Source organism: Iamia sp. SCSIO 61187 (assembly GCF_019443745.1).
In the GTDB taxonomy this organism is placed as follows: Bacteria; Actinomycetota; Acidimicrobiia; order Acidimicrobiales; family Iamiaceae; genus Iamia.
In genome coordinates, this window is the sequence record NZ_CP050948.1 from 1,581,974 (window position 1) to 1,598,071 (window position 16,098).

Genomic DNA, 16,098 nt, shown 5'->3' on the forward strand with positions numbered 1-16,098 from the left:
GGCCGGCCGGTGCGGTTCACCCTCGCACGCCGCCTCACGCCGGGGGCGGCCACCATCCGAGGAGGACCCCATGGCCACCGCCACCTGGAACGGCACCGTGATCGCCCGCTCCGACGACACCGTCGTCGTCGAGGGCAACCACTACTTCCCCCGCGAGGCGCTGACCGCCGAGACGCGCGACAGCGCCGACACGTCGGTCTGCCCCTGGAAGGGCACCGCCAGCTACCTCGACCTCGTCGTCGACGGCGAGGTCAACCCCGGCGCCGCCTGGTACTACCCCGACCCCAAGCCGGCGGCGGCCGAGATCAAGGACCGCGTGGCCTTCTGGCGGGGCGTCACCGTCACCGACGACTGACCGATCCCGATCCCGACGCAGGAACGCTGGCGGGTGGTCAGGTGCCAGCTTGGATGGCGTCGACGAGGGCGTCGAGCGAGGGCCGGACCGGTGGCATGGGCGGGTCGCCGGCGGCGCGCAGGGCGGCGCCGTCGAGGACGGACCGCCGCGGGCGCGGCGCGGGCCGAGGCGGGTCGAGCTCCGCGGTGGAGATGGGGCTGACGAGCGACCGCTCGTAGCCGCCGGCGTCGAGGATCTCGCCCACGAAGGCGTACCAGCTCATGGGGCCGACGTTGCTGACGTGCCAGACCCCGCCGCGACGGTCGGCGCCGAGGTCGAGGAGCCGGGGCGCCAGGTCGGAGACGAAGGTGGGTTGACCGACCTGGTCGTCGACGAAGCGCAGCGGCTGGCCCTTGGCGGCCAGGCCGAGGACCGTGCGCACCACGTTGCGGCCGTGGACGCCGCACACCCACGACGTCCTGACGATGGTGGCGTCGGGGCCGGCGGCCGCCTCGCCGGCCAGCTTGGAGCGCCCGTAGCCCGAGAGCGGGTTCGGGGCGTCGGTCTCGACGTAGTCGCCGTCGGTCTCGCCGTCGAACACGTAGTCCGTGGAGACGTAGACGAGGTGGGCGCCGGCCTCGTCGGCCGCCTCGGCGACGTTGGCGGTGCCGCCCTCGTTGATCGCCCGTGCCCGGTCCGGTTCGAGCTCGCACCCGTCGACGTCGGTCATCGCTGCGGCGTGGATGACCACGTCCGGCCCGAACTCCGTGACGGCCCGCTGGACACCCTCCGGGTCGGTGATGTCGCACGGGTCGGGGCCCTGGCGCGCCAGGCCGGCGGTCTCGTGGCCCTGGGCCCGGGCCAGGTCGAGGACCTCGCGGCCGACCTGTCCGGCGCTGCCGGTGACGAGGATGCGCACGCGATCCCCTCAGGCGGCCGGGCGGTCGAGGAGGGAGCGGAGGGCGTCCTCCAGCTGGTCGTGGTGCCAGGTGAAGCCGGCATCGGTCAGCACCTGCGGCAGGACCCGGCTGCTGGAGAACAGCAGGTTGTCGACCAGCGGGCCGACGCCCAGGGGCAGCTTCCGGGCGAAGCCGGGGATGGGGATGACCGTGGGCCGCCCGAGCACAGCGCCGAGGGTGCGGACGAACTCGACGTTGCGCACCGGGTTGGGCGCCGTCAGGTTCACCGGTCCCTGGACGTCGGCGGTCAGCAGGAAGCGCATGGCCCGCACGTGGTCCTCGAGGCTGATCCACGGGAGCCACTGGTCGCCCTTCCCGGCCTTGCCGCCGAGGCCGAGCTTGAACGGCAGGAGCTGCTTGCCCAGCGCCCCGCCGTCGGCCGAGAGGACCACGCCGGTGCGGAGGTGGGCGACCCGGACGCCAGCGGCCTCGGCCGCCGAGGTCTCCCGCTCCCAGGCGACGCACACCTCGGGGAGGAACCCCTCGCCCGGCGGGCTGGTCTCGACCAGCTCCTCGTCGCCCCGGTCGCCGTAGTACCCGATGGCCGAGCCGGACAGGAGCACCGGCGGGCGGGCGTCGAGCTCGGCGAGGGTGCGGCTGAGCAGGGCCGTCCCCTTGGTGCGGCTCTCGAGGACCGCTCGCTTGTGGTCCTCGGAGAAGCGGCCCGAGGCGATGCCCTCGCCGGCGAGGTGGACCACACCGTCGAGCCCCTCGAGCCCGGTGGCGTCGACGGTCCCGGCGTCGATGTCCCACCGCACCGTCCCCGGCCTCCCGCCGGAGCGGACGACGCGGACCACGTCGTGACCGTCGCCCTCCAGCGAGGCGCACAGCGCGCTCCCGATCAACCCGCTGGACCCGGTCACGGCGATGCGCATGGCGCCTCCCTACCCCCGGCGGTCCCCGACGCACAAGGGCGCGAGGAGTACCCTGCGTGTGACCCACACCACGGAGGTTGTTGCTGTGCTCAAGGAGTTCAAGGACTTCATCATGAAGGGCAACCTCGTCGAGATCGCCGTCGGGCTGATCTTGGCCCTGGCCTTCAAGACGGTCGTCGACAGCCTGGTGGCCGACGTCATCACCCCGATCATCGCGGCCATCGGCGGCCAGCCGAACTTCGACAGCCTCACCCTCGACATCGGCGACGGCGAGATCCGCTACGGCGCCTTCCTGAACACGATCATCTCGTTCCTGATCATCGGGTTCATCCTGTTCCTGATCGTCAAGGCCTACAACAAGATGGTCGAGATGTCGCGGCGCAAGGGCGAGACCGAGGAGACCGAGGAGGACTCGGCCGAGGTCGTCCTGCTGCGGGAGATCCGCGACTCCCTCGCCGGCCGCCCCGGCGGCGGCGCTCCTCTCCGCTGACCCCGACGTCCTAACGTCGGCGGCCCATGAGTACCCGCCGACTGATCGCCGCGGCCCTGTGCTGCGGGCTGGCCATCCTGCTGGCGTTCGCCCTCCAGGTGGTCCTGGCCAGCCGGTAGACGGGGCCGCCTCCGGCGGGTCGCGCCCGGCGGGGGCGTTGGTAGGGTCGGCCGCATGGCCAGTGAGCAGCACGATCTCGTCATCATCGGTGGTGGTCCGGGTGGCTACGCCGCCGCCCTCTACGGCGCCGCCGCCGGGCTCGACGTGGCCATGATCGAGAACCGCCGCATCGGCGGCACCTGCCTCAACCGGGGGTGCATCCCGGCCAAGGAGCTGCTCCAGACCGCCGAGGTGGCTCGCACCGTGCGGGAGTCGGACCGCTTCGGGGTGAACGCCTCGGGCGACATCACCCTCGACTTCGGCACCTCGACCGACCGCATGTGGTCGGTCGTCGACCAGCTCGTGAACGGGCTGGGCAGCCTGCTCAAGAACCGCAAGGTCACCGTGTTCGACGGCACCGGCACCCTCGGCGCCGACTCGACCGTGACGGTCAAGGGGGCCGACGGCGAGGAGACCACGATCGACGCCGCCAACGTGATCCTGGCCTCGGGCTCGGTGCCCCGGACCATCCCCGGCTTCGACGTGAGCGACCGCATCCTCACCTCCGACGAGGTCTTCCTGCTCGAGAAGCTCCCCGACCGGGTGGTCGTCGTCGGCGGCGGCGCCATCGGCTGCGAGTTCGCCTCGACCTTCGTCGACATGGGCAGCGAGGTCACCATCCTCGAGGCCCTGCCGGCGATCATGCCCGGCGTCGACTCCGACGTGGTCAAGGTCGTGAAGCGGGCGCTGGAGAAGCGGGGCATCACCATCAAGACCGGGGTCAAGGTCACCGGCCAGACCGAGGTCGACGGCGGCGTCCGGGTCGAGCTCGAGGGCGGCGACAGCGTCGAGGCCGACACCGTCGTCGTGTCCGTCGGCCGGCGCCCACTATCGGACTCGCTGGGCCTCGACGGCACCGGCGTGGAGGTCGACGAGCGGGGCTTCGTCAAGGTCGACGAGTACTGCCGCACCGGCGTCGACGGCGTGTTCGCCGTGGGCGACCTGATCGCCACCCCCGGCCTGGCCCACGTGGCCTACGCCGAGTCGATCCTCGTCATCAAGCAGATCATGGGCGAGCCCTGCGTGCCGGTGGACTACGGCCGGGTGCCGTGGTGCATCTACAGCCACCCCGAGGTCGCCTTCGTGGGCCTCACCGAGGAGGCGGCCAAGGCCGCCGGCCACGACGTGGTCGTCTCCAAGCACCGGTGGGCCGGCAACGGCCGGGCCATGATCCTGGGCGAGACCGAGGGCCTGGTGAAGATCATCGCGGCCAAGAACGACGACGGCACCGGCGGCCAGGTCCTCGGTGTCCACATGGCCGGGCCGTGGGTCACCGAGCAGCTCGGCATGGGCTACCTCTCGGTCAACTGGGAGGCCACGATCGACGAGATCGCCCAGTTCATCCAGCCCCACCCGAGCCTGTCGGAGAACTTCGGCGAGACCGTGCTCACCCTCACCGGGCGCGGCCTGCACGGGTAGAGGTTCCCCGGCCACGACCGGCCTGCGGAGCCGATACGGTCGAGCGAGGAACCGACCCGCACGAGGAGCCCCCCGCCCATGGCCGAGATCCAGATGCCCCAGCTCGGGGAGACCGTCACCGAGGGCACCATCACGAAGTGGCTGAAGTCCGTCGGCGACGAGATCACCGAGGACGAGGCCATCGTCGAGGTCTCCACCGACAAGGTCGACTCCGAGATCCCCTCGCCGGTCAGCGGCACCATCACCGAGATCAAGGTCGAGGAGGGCGACACCGTCGACGTGGGCACCGTCCTCGCCGTCGTCGGTGACGGCGCCGCCCCCTCCGGCGGCGACGGTGGCGGGGCCGAGGCCCCCGCCGACCAGGCCGAGGCCGACGAGCCCGAGGCGGCCGAGGCCCAGGAGGCCCAGGCCGAGGAGGAGGCCGGCGACCCGACCGAGCCCGAGGCCCCCGCCCCGGCCGCCGAGGCCGGCGGCGACGCCGACGGGTCCGCCGCCACCGGTGCGTCCGGTGACGAGCAGCCCGCCGAGCCCGAGCCGGCCCCCGAGCCCGCCCCCGAGCCGGAGAAGGCCGCCGAGAGCGCACCGAGCAGCACCGAGGGCATGGTGCTGTCGCCCGTCGTCCGCCGCCTGATCGCCGAGCACGACCTCGACCCGAGCTCGATCACCGGCACCGGCGCCGGTGGGCGCATCACCCGCAACGACGTCCTCGCCGCCGTCGAGGGCCCCGACGGTGGTGCCGCCCAGGCCCCCGCCGCCCCGGCCGCCAAGGAGGCGCCCGCCCCCGCCGCCAAGGCCGCGCCGGCCGCCGTCCAGCCCGCCGCCCCGGCGGCCAAGGCGGCCCCGGCCCCGCAGCGGGTCACGCCGTCGACCCCGGGCGAGACCGACTCGTCGGTCCCGTTCAACAACATCCGCCGCCGCACCGGCGAGCACATGGTCCGGTCCAAGGCGACCTCGCCCCACGTGCTGACCGTGATGGAGGTCGACCTCGAGGGGGTCGAGAAGGTCCGCCGGGCCCACAAGGAGCGGTTCAAGGCCGAGGCCGGCATCAGCCTCACCTACCTGCCGTTCATCGCCCGGGCGCTCGTCGACGCCATCGACGAGTTTCCCCACATGAACGCCAGCGTGGGCGAGGGCGAGCTGGTGGTGCACCACCAGGTGAACCTGGGCATCGCCGTCGACCTCGACTACGAGGGCCTGATCGTGCCGGTCATCCACGGTTCCCAGGACCTGCGCCTGCCGGCCATCGCCCGCTCGATCGCCGACCTGGCGGGCAAGGCCCGCACCCGGAAGCTCTCCGCCGACGACATCAGCGGGGGCACCTTCACCATCACCAACGCCGGGGCGTCGGGCACGTTCGTGCAGATGCCGGTCATCAACCAGCCCCAGGTCGCCATCCTCTCCACCGAGGGTGTGACCCGCCGGCCGGTGGTGGTCACCGACAGCGCCGGCAACGAGGCCATCGCCATCCGCTCGATCGCCAACCTGTCGCTGACCTGGGACCACCGGGCCTTCGACGGCGCCTACGCCGCCGCCTTCCTCCGCAAGGTCGTCGACATCCTCGAGCAGCGCGACTGGGAAGCAGAGCTGTAGTGGAGCGACCGCCTCTCCACATCAGGTGGCTGGGGCGGGTCCGCTACCGCGACGCGCTCGCCCTCCAGGACGGGCTCCACGCGACCCCGGGTCACGACCACCTGCTCCTCGTCGAGCACCCCAAGGTGTTCACCCTCGGCGTGCGGGCCGACATGGCCCACGTGCTCGTCCCCCCGGCCGAGGTGGGGGCCGAGCTGGAGCGGGCCGACCGGGGGGGCGACGTCACCTACCACGGGCCCGGGCAGCTGGTCGGCTACCCGATCCTCACCGTGCCCGGCGCCCGGGGCGGCTCGAAGCCCGACACCGTCGCCTTCGTGCGCTCGGTCGAGCAGCTGGTGATCGACACCCTGGCCGAGCTGGGCCTGCCCGCCGGCCGCCTGCCCGAGTACCCGGGGGTGTGGGTGGGGCTCGACACCCTGGAGCCCCGCAAGATCGCCGCCATCGGCGTCCGCCTCACCCGGGGCCGCTCGAAGCACGGCTTCGCCCTCAACGTCGATCCCGACATGGAGATGTTCCGGGGCATCGTGCCGTGCGGCATCGCCGATCGGCCCGTGACCTCGCTGCGGGCCGAGGGCGTCGACGCCACCATGCACGAGGTGGCCGACGTGGTGGCCCGCCTGGCCGCCGAGCGGTGGGGGAGCGGCGGGGTCGACCGGGCCGACGTGGTCTGGCGGGAGCGGGCCGACGACCTCGCTCCGTTCTCCCGCGGCGAGGGCCCGGGCGAACGCGTGCCTGAGGGCCACGAAGTGGCGGCGGCCGAGGGCACCTCGGTGCGGCTGCTCGGGCGGCTCGCCGAGGCCGGTGTGGGCCAGGGCGTGGCCATCGCCGAGCGCAAGCCCGAGTGGATGAAGGCCCGGGTCAAGATCACCGACGACTACGTCCGGCTCAAGCGCACGCTCCGCGACCTCGACCTGGTCACGGTGTGCGAGGAGGCGGGCTGCCCCAACATCTTCGAGTGCTGGGCCGACGGCACGGCCACGTTCATGATCAACGGCGAGCGCTGCACCCGGGCCTGCGGGTTCTGCCTGGTCGACACCCGCCACCCCCAGCCCCTCGACCCCGGCGAGCCGGCCCGGGTGGCCGAGGCGGTCGAGCGCATGGGCCTGGCCCACGCCGTCGTCACCGCCGTCGCCCGCGACGACCTGGCCGACGGTGGGGCCGAGGCCTTCGCCGCCACCATCCGGGCCATCCGCACCCGCCGGCCGGGCACGGCGGTCGAGGTCCTGATCCCCGACTGCAAGGGCGACCCCGACGCCCTGGGCATCATCTTCGACGCCCGCCCCGACGTGCTGAACCACAACCTGGAGACGGTGGCCCGCCTCCAGCGGGCGGTGCGCCCGTCGGCGTCGTACGCCCGCAGCCTCTCGGTCCTGGCCCGGGCCAAGGCCGACGGCCTGACCACCAAGTCGAGCCTGATCGTGGGCCTGGGCGAGACGATCGACGAGCTGGTCGAGTCCCTGGCCGACCTGGCCGCCATCGGCACCGACATCGTCACCATCGGCCAGTACCTGCGGCCCACCACGCACCACCTGCCGGTGGCCCGCTGGTGGACCCCCGCCGAGCTCGACGAGGTCGCCGCCCGGGGCGAGGCCATGGGCATCGGCCACGTCGAGGCCAGCCCCCTCACCCGCAGCAGCTACCACGCCCGCGACGCGCTCGAGCACTCGCGCACCGGCCGGGCGACCGGGTCCCTCCCCGAGACCCCGGTCGCCCTGGGCTGAGGGCGCTCAGCCCGCCGCGCCGGCCATCTGCGACCCTGCCGCCCGGGAGCCGGGTGCGTGGGTCCAGTCGGTCCAGCCCATGTTCTTGCCGGTCGAGGTGGCCGGGGACGTGGCGAAGCTGGTGCCCCGGATGCTGTTCATGAGCCACGGCTGCCAGGTGTCGTCGCCCTCGGCCGGGTTGGCGTTGGGGCCCGAGAGCCACCGGAAGGCGCGCAGCAGGGCGTCGTCGCCGGCGGTGAAGGGGACCTCGCCGGCCCGGTCGAGGAGGACGGCGGTGACCATGGCGCCCTGGAGGGCCTCCCACGGGTAGCTGCCCTGCGGGGCGGGCCAGGTGAGCTCGGCGGTGCGCCGCTGGTCCTCGGGGATGATGCCGTCGGCCGAGCGTCCGGCGAGGACGACGTCGCGGCGGTTGATGCCGGCCTGGTCGTCGGCGTCGCCGTGCCAGGTCGTCGAGCTGTACACCAGCTGGTTGGGGACGTCCTCGCCCAGGTAGGCGCGGTGGGCGTTGGCCACGGTGGTCAGCTGGGTGCGGTCGTCGATGTAGATGTCGATGGCCACGAGGGCGGCCCGGGCCATGGTCCCCCAGTTGCCCGGCGAGCGCAGGGCCGTGCCGACGAGGCTGTTGCCGCCGGAGTGCCCCTGCAGGGGCTTGGTCCGCACCTCGGAGAGGAACCGGCGGAAGCGGGCGTCGTCCGTGCTGGGGAGGCCGACGAGGTCGGCGGCGATGACGTAGGAGGGGATGTTGCGGCTCATCTCCAGGACCCGGGCGAAGCGGGTCGTCGTCGCCACCTCGTTCAGGGCGGTGCGGACCCGGGCGGTCAGGCGGGCGTCGCCGGTCCGGACGGCGACGAGGGCACCGGCCAGGACCGAGGTGTCGTGGCGGCTGTTGTTGTCCACAGTTCGACCTGGCCCCAGTCGGCGTGGGCGGTGGCGCGCACCCTGTCCCACGCCGCCCCGGACATCGGCAGCGCCATCACCTCGGAGGGGTCGAGCCACATCCCGGAGCGGGTGGTGGGGGTGGCGGGGGCGGGCGGGGGCGTGGGGGCGGGGATGCAGGCGGCCGTGGTCGCGGCTAGGGCCAGCATGATCGCCGCGACGAAGGAGGAGCGAAGTCGTCTCATGACGCTCTGTCGCCATCCTGCTACGGAGAGTAAGAGCATGGGGCCAGAGTGGGCCGTCTGGGGGAGGCGGCCTCACCCCCGGCCGACGGCGAGGACAGGGAGCTGCTCATCGGCCCAGCGGGCAGGTCGGGTGACGGCCGACACCCCCGACCCCCGGGGCGTGTCATCGCAGGTCAGTGTGGTCGGCCAGGATGCTCCCGTGATCCGGTCGTCCGTGGCGAAGCGCTCCCGAGCGACGGGGGAGGGCCGTGGCTCCCGCTGAGGTCGTGGCCACCGCCCCCGTGCGGGTGGCCGACGTCGGCGGCTGGACCGACACCTGGTTCGCCGGCGGCGGGGCGGTGTGCAACGTGGCCGTCGGCCCCGGCGCCCGGGTCGAGGTCCGGCGGCGTGACGATGCCGAGGTGCGGCTCGTGCACCCGCAGGTCGGCGACGGTGCCCTGCTGCGCCACGCCGTGGCGGCCTGGGGCGGCGAGGGGGTGGACGTCCACGTCAGCGCGGCCGTGCCGCCAGGGTCGTCCCTGGGCACCTCAGCGGCGGTGCTGGTCGCACTGGTGGCGGCGCTGGCCGCCATCGACGGCGAGACGCTCGCGCCCGACGAGGCGGCGCGGAGGGCCCACGAGGTCGAGACGCAGGCCGCCGGGCGGGAGAGCGGGGTCCAGGACCACGTTGCCGCCGCCCACGGGGGCGTGTCGTGGATCGAGGTGGGCCCGTTCCCGCAGTGGCGGCGGTCGGCGGTCGCGGCCCCCGCCGGGCTGGCCGAGCGCCTGGTCACCGTCCACCTCGGCGGCGCCCACGACAGCTCGGCCCGCCACCGGGTGGTCATCGCCCGGGCCGAGGCCGGCGACGGCCACGTCCACCGGGTCCTCGCCGACCTGACGGCCCTGGCCGGCAACGCCCGCGACGCCCTGACCGCCGGGGACCTCGACGCCTGGGGCGCAGTCCTCACCGAGGCCACCGAGGCCCAGGCCCGCCTCCACCCCGACCTGGTCAGCGCCGACGCCCGAGCTGTCGGCGCCGCCGCCCTGGCCCACGGAGCGGCCGGCTGGAAGGTCAACGGCGCCGGCGGCACCGGCGGCAGCGTGACGATCGTCGGACCGGGTGACGGCAGAGCTCGTGAACGGCTGGTCGCTGCGCTGCCCTTGGGCCCGACCGTGCTCCCGCTCGCTCCCGCCGTGGGTCTCGCAGTGCGGGTCTAGGGAGCGGCGATCAGCTGCGGTAGACGTCCTCTTCGCTCGAGGGGAGCGGTGCGGCGGCGACCTCGGCGGCGGAGGCATGCGATCGGACCCCGCGACGGCGACTGAACAGGCCCCGTCCGGCCGAGTGGTCGGGGCTGCCGTTGGCCTGGCCGTAGTAGCCGTACCCGTAGGCGTAGGCGTAGGCGTCCTCGGCCTCGAGGCCGTTGAGGACCACCCCCACGAGGGGGGCGTCGACCTGGTCGAGCAGCTCGAGGGAGCGGCGGAGGTTGCGCTTGGTCGTGCTGCCGACGGTGGTGACGAGGACGGTGGCGTCGACGGTCCGGGCGATGATCACCGAGTCGGCCACGGGCAGCAGCGGCGGGGAGTCGATCAGCACGTAGTCGGCGTGGTCGGCGAGCGAGCCGAGCAGGGCCTGGGCGCTGCGGGTGGACAGCAGCTCGGAGGGGTTGGGCGGCGGCGGGCCCGACGCCAGGACCGCGAGGCGGGGCACCTCGGGCACGGGCTGGATGGCGTGCTCGAAGTCCCGCTCACCGAGGATGATCGAGGTCAGCCCGACGTGGTTGTCTAGCCCGAAGAACTGGTGCAGCCGGGGCCGGCGCAGGTCGCAGTCGACCACGATGACGCGGTGGCCCGCCCGGGCGAGGGCCACGCCGAGGTTGGCCAGGGTGGTGGTCTTGCCCTCCGACGCCGAGGCGCTGGTGACCTGGATCAGCCGGAGCGGCCGGTCCACGCCGATGAACTGGAGAGACGTGCGCAGTGCCCGGTAAGCCTCGGCGACAGACGACTTCGGCGCCGACATCGAGACCAGCTGCGTCTCGCTCCGGTTCCGCCAGGTCTCGACCTTGGGGATCAGGCCGAGGACGTCGGTCCCACCGGTGGTGGCGTCGACGTCGTCCTTGGAGCGGATCCGGTCGTCGAGGTACTCCCGGAGGAAGGCCAGGCCGGCGCCGAGGAGCAGACCGAGCACGAGGGCGACTGCTGCGTTGCGGAAGGGGTCGGGGGCGAAGGGCGAACCGGGCACGGTGGCCTCGGAGACGACCTCGCCACCGCCGGTGCGGGCGGCGTTGAGCGAGAGCTGGAGCTGGCCCAGCTGCTCGGCGTAGCCCGCCCGCTGGGTCTGCAGCGAGAGCCGGGCGGCGTCGCGCTCGGCGATGGCCTGGTCCCGCTGGCGGGTGAGGGCGTCGACGTCGACGAACGCCGGGTCGGCGGTCGCGATCTGGGCGTCGAGCTCCTCGACCACGGCGTCGGCCTCGTCGAGCTGTGTGTCGAGGGAGCTGACCTGCTCGGTCAGGATGGCGATCGCCTCCTCGAGCGTGCTCACGTTGGCGTTGCGCCGCAGGTCGATAAAGGTGCTGGCGAAGACGTTCACCTCTTCGGCCGCCCGCTCGGGCTCGGTGTCGGTGGCGCTGAGGCTGACGACCGCCGTCTCGCCCTTCTGCGAGATAGACACCGACGGGACGTAGCCGAGCTCGTCGCGCACGGCGTCGCGGACCGAGCGGGACCGCATGACCTCGATCTCGGTGAGCACCCGGCTCTGCAGCGTCTGGCTGTTGGCCGCCTGGTTCTCCGATCCGCTGAGCAGGTCCTCGGCGTTCTCGCCCTGGAGCAGGACCTCCGCCGTCGCCCGGTAGGTGGGCGTCTGGAGGAACGAGTACACCAGGGCGAGGACCACGACGATGAGCGTCGTGAGCGCGATGGTGAGTCGCCGGCGGTTGAGGACGGCCAGGTAGTCGCGGAGCTCGAGCTCGTCGGGCTCACGCGGGTCGATCATCGGTTGCATGGTAGAGGGCAGGTCCTTGCGGTCATGGGTCGGCGGCGCGCTGTCGAGCGGCCGAGCTCGGTGAGAGGTCCCCCCGAACGCGAGTCGACCCGGTGCCGGGAGGGCACCGGGTCGACTCAGCGGGTTCTGGGTGTTCAGGCGGTGGCGGTGCGCCGCTTGGTGGCGAGCAGGGTGGCCGCTGCGCCGGCGACGAGTAGGCCGCCACCGACCTTCAGGAGGCCGTCGATGCCGGTGCCGGTGCGGGCCAGGGCATCATCGCCGGTGGAGCCGGGCCCCATGGCGCCGGGGCCGCCAGGCCCGGGAGTGACGCCTGCAGCCGAGACCGTGATCTCGATCGAGAGCACGGTCTCGCCACAGATCGCCTCGAGCGTGTAGGTGCCCGGGTCGGTATCGGAGGGGATGGTCACGGCGCCGCCGAAGGTGCCGTCGTCGGCAACGGGCAGGCTGCCGATCTGCTCGCCCTCGAGGAGGACGGGCACGCTGTCGGTGTCGAAGCAGTTGTCACCGGTGATGTTCACGACGCCACCGGCGAGGACGCTGGTGGAGTCGATGACGGCCGTCGGGGCGTCGGGGTACTGCGCCGAGGCGGGCCCGGCGAAGAAGGCCAAGACACCGACCACGAGGGTGGTGAGGAGCAGAAGCTTCTTGGTCATAGGAGTGAAGAGTCCTTCCGGGACAGCCCGCCGAGCGCTCGCCCGGGTCAAGGGGACAGTGTGGTGTGCGGAGGGGTGCTGTGTCCAGCACCCTCGAGTTGGCGCCCCTGCCCTATCGGCTCCTGGTCACCCAGATGAAGGTCGGATGCGGAGGCTGCCGCGACCGAGCACGTCGATGGGCCCTTCGGTCTCGACCTCGCCGGAGCCCGGGTCGAGGTTCACCGTGAGCTCGTCCGAGGTGACGGTGGGCTGCGGGGCGAGGTCCAGGATGTACTCGCCACCACGGCCTGTGCCCGGGGCGCCGCTGAGGGTGAGTTCGAGGGTGGTTTCGCCGCCCGGGGGGACGACGACCTCGGCGGTGTAGACCCGGTACCCGCCCTCGGAGTGGGACTGGATCCCGACAGGCGAACCGTCGACGGTGGCCCCCTTCAGCAGGTGGGGCGTGTGCACCGACAGGAGCATCCGGTTGGTTCCGATCGGGTCCCCTTGGCTGTTGCCGACGACGTAGTCCGGGACCGACCCGTCGAGCGGCGGGTCGTTCCGCACCGTCACCGCAGCGGTGGCCTCTAGCCCTCCGTCGTCGTCGAGGCTCACCGAGTAGTCGATCGAGCGGCTCTGGTAGACGTCGATCTTGTTGTTGCCCGAGTTCTGGCTCGAGACGGCGAGGAAGTCGTGATCGGAACGAGGCTCGGGGAACGCACCGGTCGCGCCGACACGCGCCAACAGCCCCTGCTCCGCAGGATTAGGCGACCACATCCGGAGCCGGCCCTCGCGGGTGACAGGGGAGAGGACGTCTGCGATCCGGCGGGGACCAGGGAGGTCGCCGGTCGTGAGCTGATCGAAGGTGGTCTCCACCAGCTGGGCGAGAGCGTCGTTCTGGGTGTCGCTGTCCGGGAACAACCGGTAGTTGTCTCGGAGGAGGAAGTCGGCGGCATTGTCGGCGTCGAGAGGCTGGCCGAAGCCATCCACCGTGACGGGCCCGGTGAACTCGAGGAGGGCGGCGAGGGCGATGGGGTCGATGCTGATGACGGCGTCCACCTCCGGACCTCCCACCTGCGGGTAGGTCTGGGCCATCACCTCGGCGGAGTTGGGGAAGTGGGCGGCGTAGCCGAAGTCGCCGATGAAGAGCGGTCCATCCTCCACGTAGGGGCCGAAGCGGGACAGGTAGTCCTCCGGCCCGGTGAGCTGGATGCCATCGGGTGGGTAGCGGTCGTACAGCTCACGTACAGGACCGGAGTTGGTGAGCCGCAGCTGCCCACCGTCGGCGGTGACCTCGGCCCAGCTGCCCATGAAGCCGCCCGACCCACGCAGCTCGGCCGGGGTCACGAAGGCGATGAAATAGTGCCGGGGACCGTCGGCCCCCAGCATCCCCGGCGCCACCTCGATGGCCTGGCTGGCCAGCTCGCCCTCGTCCTGGGCGTCGCGCAGCTCGGCGTCGAGCTCGGCGAGGGCGTCGTCCAGCGGGGGGAGGAGCCACGGCGAGTCGTCGTCGGCAAGAGAGCCTCGCGCCGACGTCAGGGACGCGAGCGTGCGGGAGAGGGGCTCCTGGACCGACTCGATGCGGGCCAGGTCGAAGCGGCCGCTGGCGTAGCGGAGATTCTCATAGTCGGCCGCGACCAAGGTTTCGTCGGCGGTGACGGAGAGTTCCCGGCCTTCTGATGCTGCGCCGCCAAGCGCGCGGGCGTGCTGCGAGAGAATAGGAACGGCACGAGTAGGGGCAGCCCACCAGGCGTTGAGCAGCGAGTCAGCGTTATCGAAGTCAGTGGCTGCTCGCCGAAAGGCAGCCCGGGCCTTGCCGGTCTCGCCTTCCCGGGTGGCCGTGAGCCCCTGGCGGGCGTCGGCGGTGGCCCGATCGACGTCCCCAACCACAAATGCGACCAGCCCCCCGTACGCCAGGCAGACCAGGGCCGTTGCACCGGCGACGCCGAAGGCGATGCGGCGGTAACGGCGGCGAGTCGACGGCTGAGAGATCTGGTAGGCCGAAATGACAACCGGGGTGACGGCGAGAGCCACGATCATCGTCGGCAAGCCGAAGGGGCCGAGCTCGCCGCTGCGCAGCATGGACTGGAGGGCCAACGCCGCGGTGGCTGCGCCCCACACCCGCTCCCGGCGCTTGCGGCTGCCGCCGACAATCGCGGTGGCCGCCGACGCAAGAGCCGGCACGACGGTCCACCCCGAAGCCAGGACCACGGCTGCGACCGGAAGGGAAAGGACGGGCCAGCGGCGCGCCTTTCCGGCAGCGAGGGTCACGACAGCGGCGAAGGCAGCGGTAAGAAGCGGGTCGATCCCAGCAGTGCCGGTTGGCGCCGCACCGGCAAGAACTGCCCCCACAGCGGCCAAGGCCGCGATAAGCCTAGCGGTCCAGCGCTGCTGGCGCCGTGATCGACTCCTCTTTCGAGGACCTGCCTCTACGGCGACCCCGCCGTCAAATGTGGTCATGCAACTTGAAACCTCGAGATGATCCCCGGTGGGCAGAGAGCCGCCGACGTTATCGCCAATGCCACCCGGAGCAATGCTCGCCCCCGGTTGCCGACCTTTGTGATCATTCGGGTGGCACCGGCACGTGGGGTAGCGCACGGCGCTCGATTCGACCGTTGGAGTCCCGCCGGAGAAGCGCCTCGCCGACGGCCATCGACACTCCATAGGAAGCGGCTGCGCTAAAGGAGACGGCGAGTAGCGATGCATGGAACACGGTGACGCCGAGCACCAGGGCGGCTGCACCGCTTGCCTGCGCCAAGGCGGCCGCCGAGGGGCGGGCAGCTCCGAGCAGTCGGCCGTTCGCCGCCGCGCTGCCATAGCCAAGGACCCCGCCCAAGAGAAGGACGCGAGCGATCGGGACAGAATCGGCGAAATCGGCCCCAAAGACCAGCGGGACAGCCACCGGTGCAATAGCTGCTCCGATCAGAGCGATCACGCACACTGCGAGAATGCCCGCGATGTCGAAGCGCTTAGCAGCTCCGGCGAGCCCTCTGGCGATCCCGGCCGACCCCATGAAAACGAGGGCCTGACCGGCCGCGGCACCAACGGCGTAGATCCCGACATCTCGTTGGTTGAACAGAACTGCAACAAGGAGAACGTCTAGCCGGGCGTTGAGGTACTGAAAGACAGTGCTCGCATGTACGGTCGCACCAAAACGCAGGACTGAACGCCGGAGTGAGCGCGAGGGAATAGGTCTGTCCCAGAGGCGCCGTCCTGCAGCAATATAGGCCGCCCCAATCGACGCTGCGGCTGCGAGTCCGCACACGACCACACGAAGCTGAACCGGCGCCGAGGCCGTCAGAAGCAGTGCCGCGACGGTAAACGCAAGATAGGTGATCGGCTGGACGATCCGCAGCAGCGAGTAACGGGCAAGGTTCCCGTCGGTGAGCGGCTGGCTCAATCGCATTTCATATCCCGCCCCGGCGGCGCCGCCAAGCGCAAGGGCAAGTGCGAGAAGCGCTTCGCCAGTCCAGAGTGCGAATCCGACTGTCGCCACAGGGAGTAGCACCGCGGACACCGCCCGAGCCGACGAAGATGCGGTCGCGTAATAGAGGCGCTTGTCTCTGCCTGTAGTTCGGGAGAGGATCGGAACGGCTTTGTCAAGCGAGAACGACATTGTCCAACCCAGAAGCTGGGTGCATAGCATCAAGACAACAAGGGCCCCCCTTCCCTCGGGACCTAAGGCGCGGGCGAGGATGACGCTGACGACGACGCTGGTTGCTTGGGTCAGGACGAGGGACGCCTCCAGCAATCGGGTCTTAGTTCCCCTGCCGACTATGGCCGCAATCTTCACCACCGCGTAGGTCGCTGCCGTGCTGTCTG

Annotated in this window: 14 protein-coding genes and 1 pseudogene; 7 read left to right on the forward strand and 8 right to left on the reverse strand. The window is 72.0% G+C overall.

Annotated elements, in window-relative coordinates:
- Window positions 1-70: 70 nt before the first annotated feature.
- Entirely contained in the window at window positions 71-355 is a 285-nt protein-coding gene (locus tag HC251_RS07705; RefSeq protein WP_219944717.1) for a DUF427 domain-containing protein, read from the forward strand.
- A 37-nt stretch (window positions 356-392) separates the two neighbouring features.
- Here the strand turns inward: HC251_RS07705 and rfbD are convergent, their stop codons facing one another.
- Both rfbD and HC251_RS07715 read right to left on the reverse strand, forming a co-directional pair.
- The gene (gene rfbD / locus HC251_RS07710) at window positions 393-1,253 is read right to left on the reverse strand and encodes a dTDP-4-dehydrorhamnose reductase (RefSeq protein ID WP_219944718.1); all 861 of its coding nucleotides are present in this window, start codon (window positions 1,251-1,253) and stop codon (window positions 393-395) included.
- Between the two features lie 9 nt (window positions 1,254-1,262).
- Window positions 1,263-2,168: a TIGR01777 family oxidoreductase gene (locus HC251_RS07715; protein ID WP_219944719.1), complete on the reverse strand. Its 906-nt coding sequence runs from the start codon at window positions 2,166-2,168 to the stop codon at window positions 1,263-1,265.
- Between the two features lie 58 nt (window positions 2,169-2,226).
- Here HC251_RS07715 and mscL point away from each other — a divergent pair, with 58 nt between their 5' ends.
- The 5 genes and pseudogenes from mscL (at window position 2,227) to lipA (ending at window position 7,547) form a co-directional block, all read left to right on the forward strand.
- The gene (gene mscL / locus HC251_RS07720; RefSeq protein ID WP_219944720.1) at window positions 2,227-2,658 is read left to right on the forward strand and encodes a large conductance mechanosensitive channel protein MscL; all 432 of its coding nucleotides are present in this window, start codon (window positions 2,227-2,229) and stop codon (window positions 2,656-2,658) included.
- Between the two features lie 174 nt (window positions 2,659-2,832).
- On the forward strand, window positions 2,833-4,236 hold the full coding sequence (lpdA, locus tag HC251_RS07725; RefSeq protein WP_219944721.1) for a dihydrolipoyl dehydrogenase: 1,404 nt from the start codon (window positions 2,833-2,835) through the stop codon (window positions 4,234-4,236).
- Window positions 4,237-4,314: 78 nt separating this feature from the next.
- Window positions 4,315-5,826, forward strand: a complete 1,512-nt coding sequence (locus tag HC251_RS07730; RefSeq protein ID WP_219944722.1) for a dihydrolipoamide acetyltransferase family protein — start codon at window positions 4,315-4,317, stop codon at window positions 5,824-5,826.
- Window positions 5,826-6,431 (forward strand): annotated as a pseudogene (gene lipB, locus HC251_RS26195) (lipoyl(octanoyl) transferase LipB); the annotation flags it as partial. The gene HC251_RS07730 and the pseudogene lipB, both read left to right, overlap by 1 nt.
- Window positions 6,432-6,602: 171 nt before the next feature.
- A complete protein-coding gene (gene lipA / locus HC251_RS26200; protein ID WP_370651284.1) occupies window positions 6,603-7,547 on the forward strand; it encodes a lipoyl synthase in 945 nt (314 codons plus the stop codon).
- Window positions 7,548-7,553: 6 nt separating this feature from the next.
- Here lipA and HC251_RS07740 read toward each other — a convergent pair whose 3' ends face one another.
- Both HC251_RS07740 and HC251_RS07745 read right to left on the reverse strand, forming a co-directional pair.
- Window positions 7,554-8,444 (reverse strand): hypothetical protein, encoded by an 891-nt coding sequence (locus tag HC251_RS07740; protein ID WP_219944724.1) that lies wholly within the window; start codon window positions 8,442-8,444, stop codon window positions 7,554-7,556.
- Window positions 8,366-8,668, reverse strand: a complete 303-nt coding sequence (locus HC251_RS07745; protein ID WP_219944725.1) for a hypothetical protein — start codon at window positions 8,666-8,668, stop codon at window positions 8,366-8,368. Before HC251_RS07745 ends, HC251_RS07740 begins: the two co-directional genes overlap by 79 nt.
- A gap of 248 nt (window positions 8,669-8,916) precedes the next feature.
- Here HC251_RS07745 and HC251_RS07750 point away from each other — a divergent pair, with 248 nt between their 5' ends.
- On the forward strand, window positions 8,917-9,864 hold the full coding sequence (locus HC251_RS07750; RefSeq protein ID WP_219944726.1) for a hypothetical protein: 948 nt from the start codon (window positions 8,917-8,919) through the stop codon (window positions 9,862-9,864).
- A gap of 10 nt (window positions 9,865-9,874) precedes the next feature.
- Here HC251_RS07750 and HC251_RS07755 read toward each other — a convergent pair whose 3' ends face one another.
- The 4 genes from HC251_RS07755 to HC251_RS07770 form a co-directional block, all read right to left on the reverse strand.
- Window positions 9,875-11,635 (reverse strand): polysaccharide biosynthesis tyrosine autokinase, encoded by a 1,761-nt coding sequence (locus tag HC251_RS07755; RefSeq protein WP_219944727.1) that lies wholly within the window; start codon window positions 11,633-11,635, stop codon window positions 9,875-9,877.
- A gap of 143 nt (window positions 11,636-11,778) precedes the next feature.
- Window positions 11,779-12,297, reverse strand: coding sequence for a hypothetical protein (locus tag HC251_RS07760; protein WP_219944728.1), 519 nt, complete (start codon window positions 12,295-12,297; stop codon window positions 11,779-11,781).
- 126 nt (window positions 12,298-12,423) lie between these two features.
- On the reverse strand, window positions 12,424-14,547 hold the full coding sequence (locus HC251_RS07765) for a DUF4012 domain-containing protein (RefSeq protein WP_219944729.1): 2,124 nt from the start codon (window positions 14,545-14,547) through the stop codon (window positions 12,424-12,426).
- A 292-nt stretch (window positions 14,548-14,839) separates the two neighbouring features.
- Window positions 14,840-16,069, reverse strand: a complete 1,230-nt coding sequence (locus HC251_RS07770; RefSeq protein WP_219944730.1) for an oligosaccharide flippase family protein — start codon at window positions 16,067-16,069, stop codon at window positions 14,840-14,842.
- Window positions 16,070-16,098 lie beyond the last annotated feature (29 nt).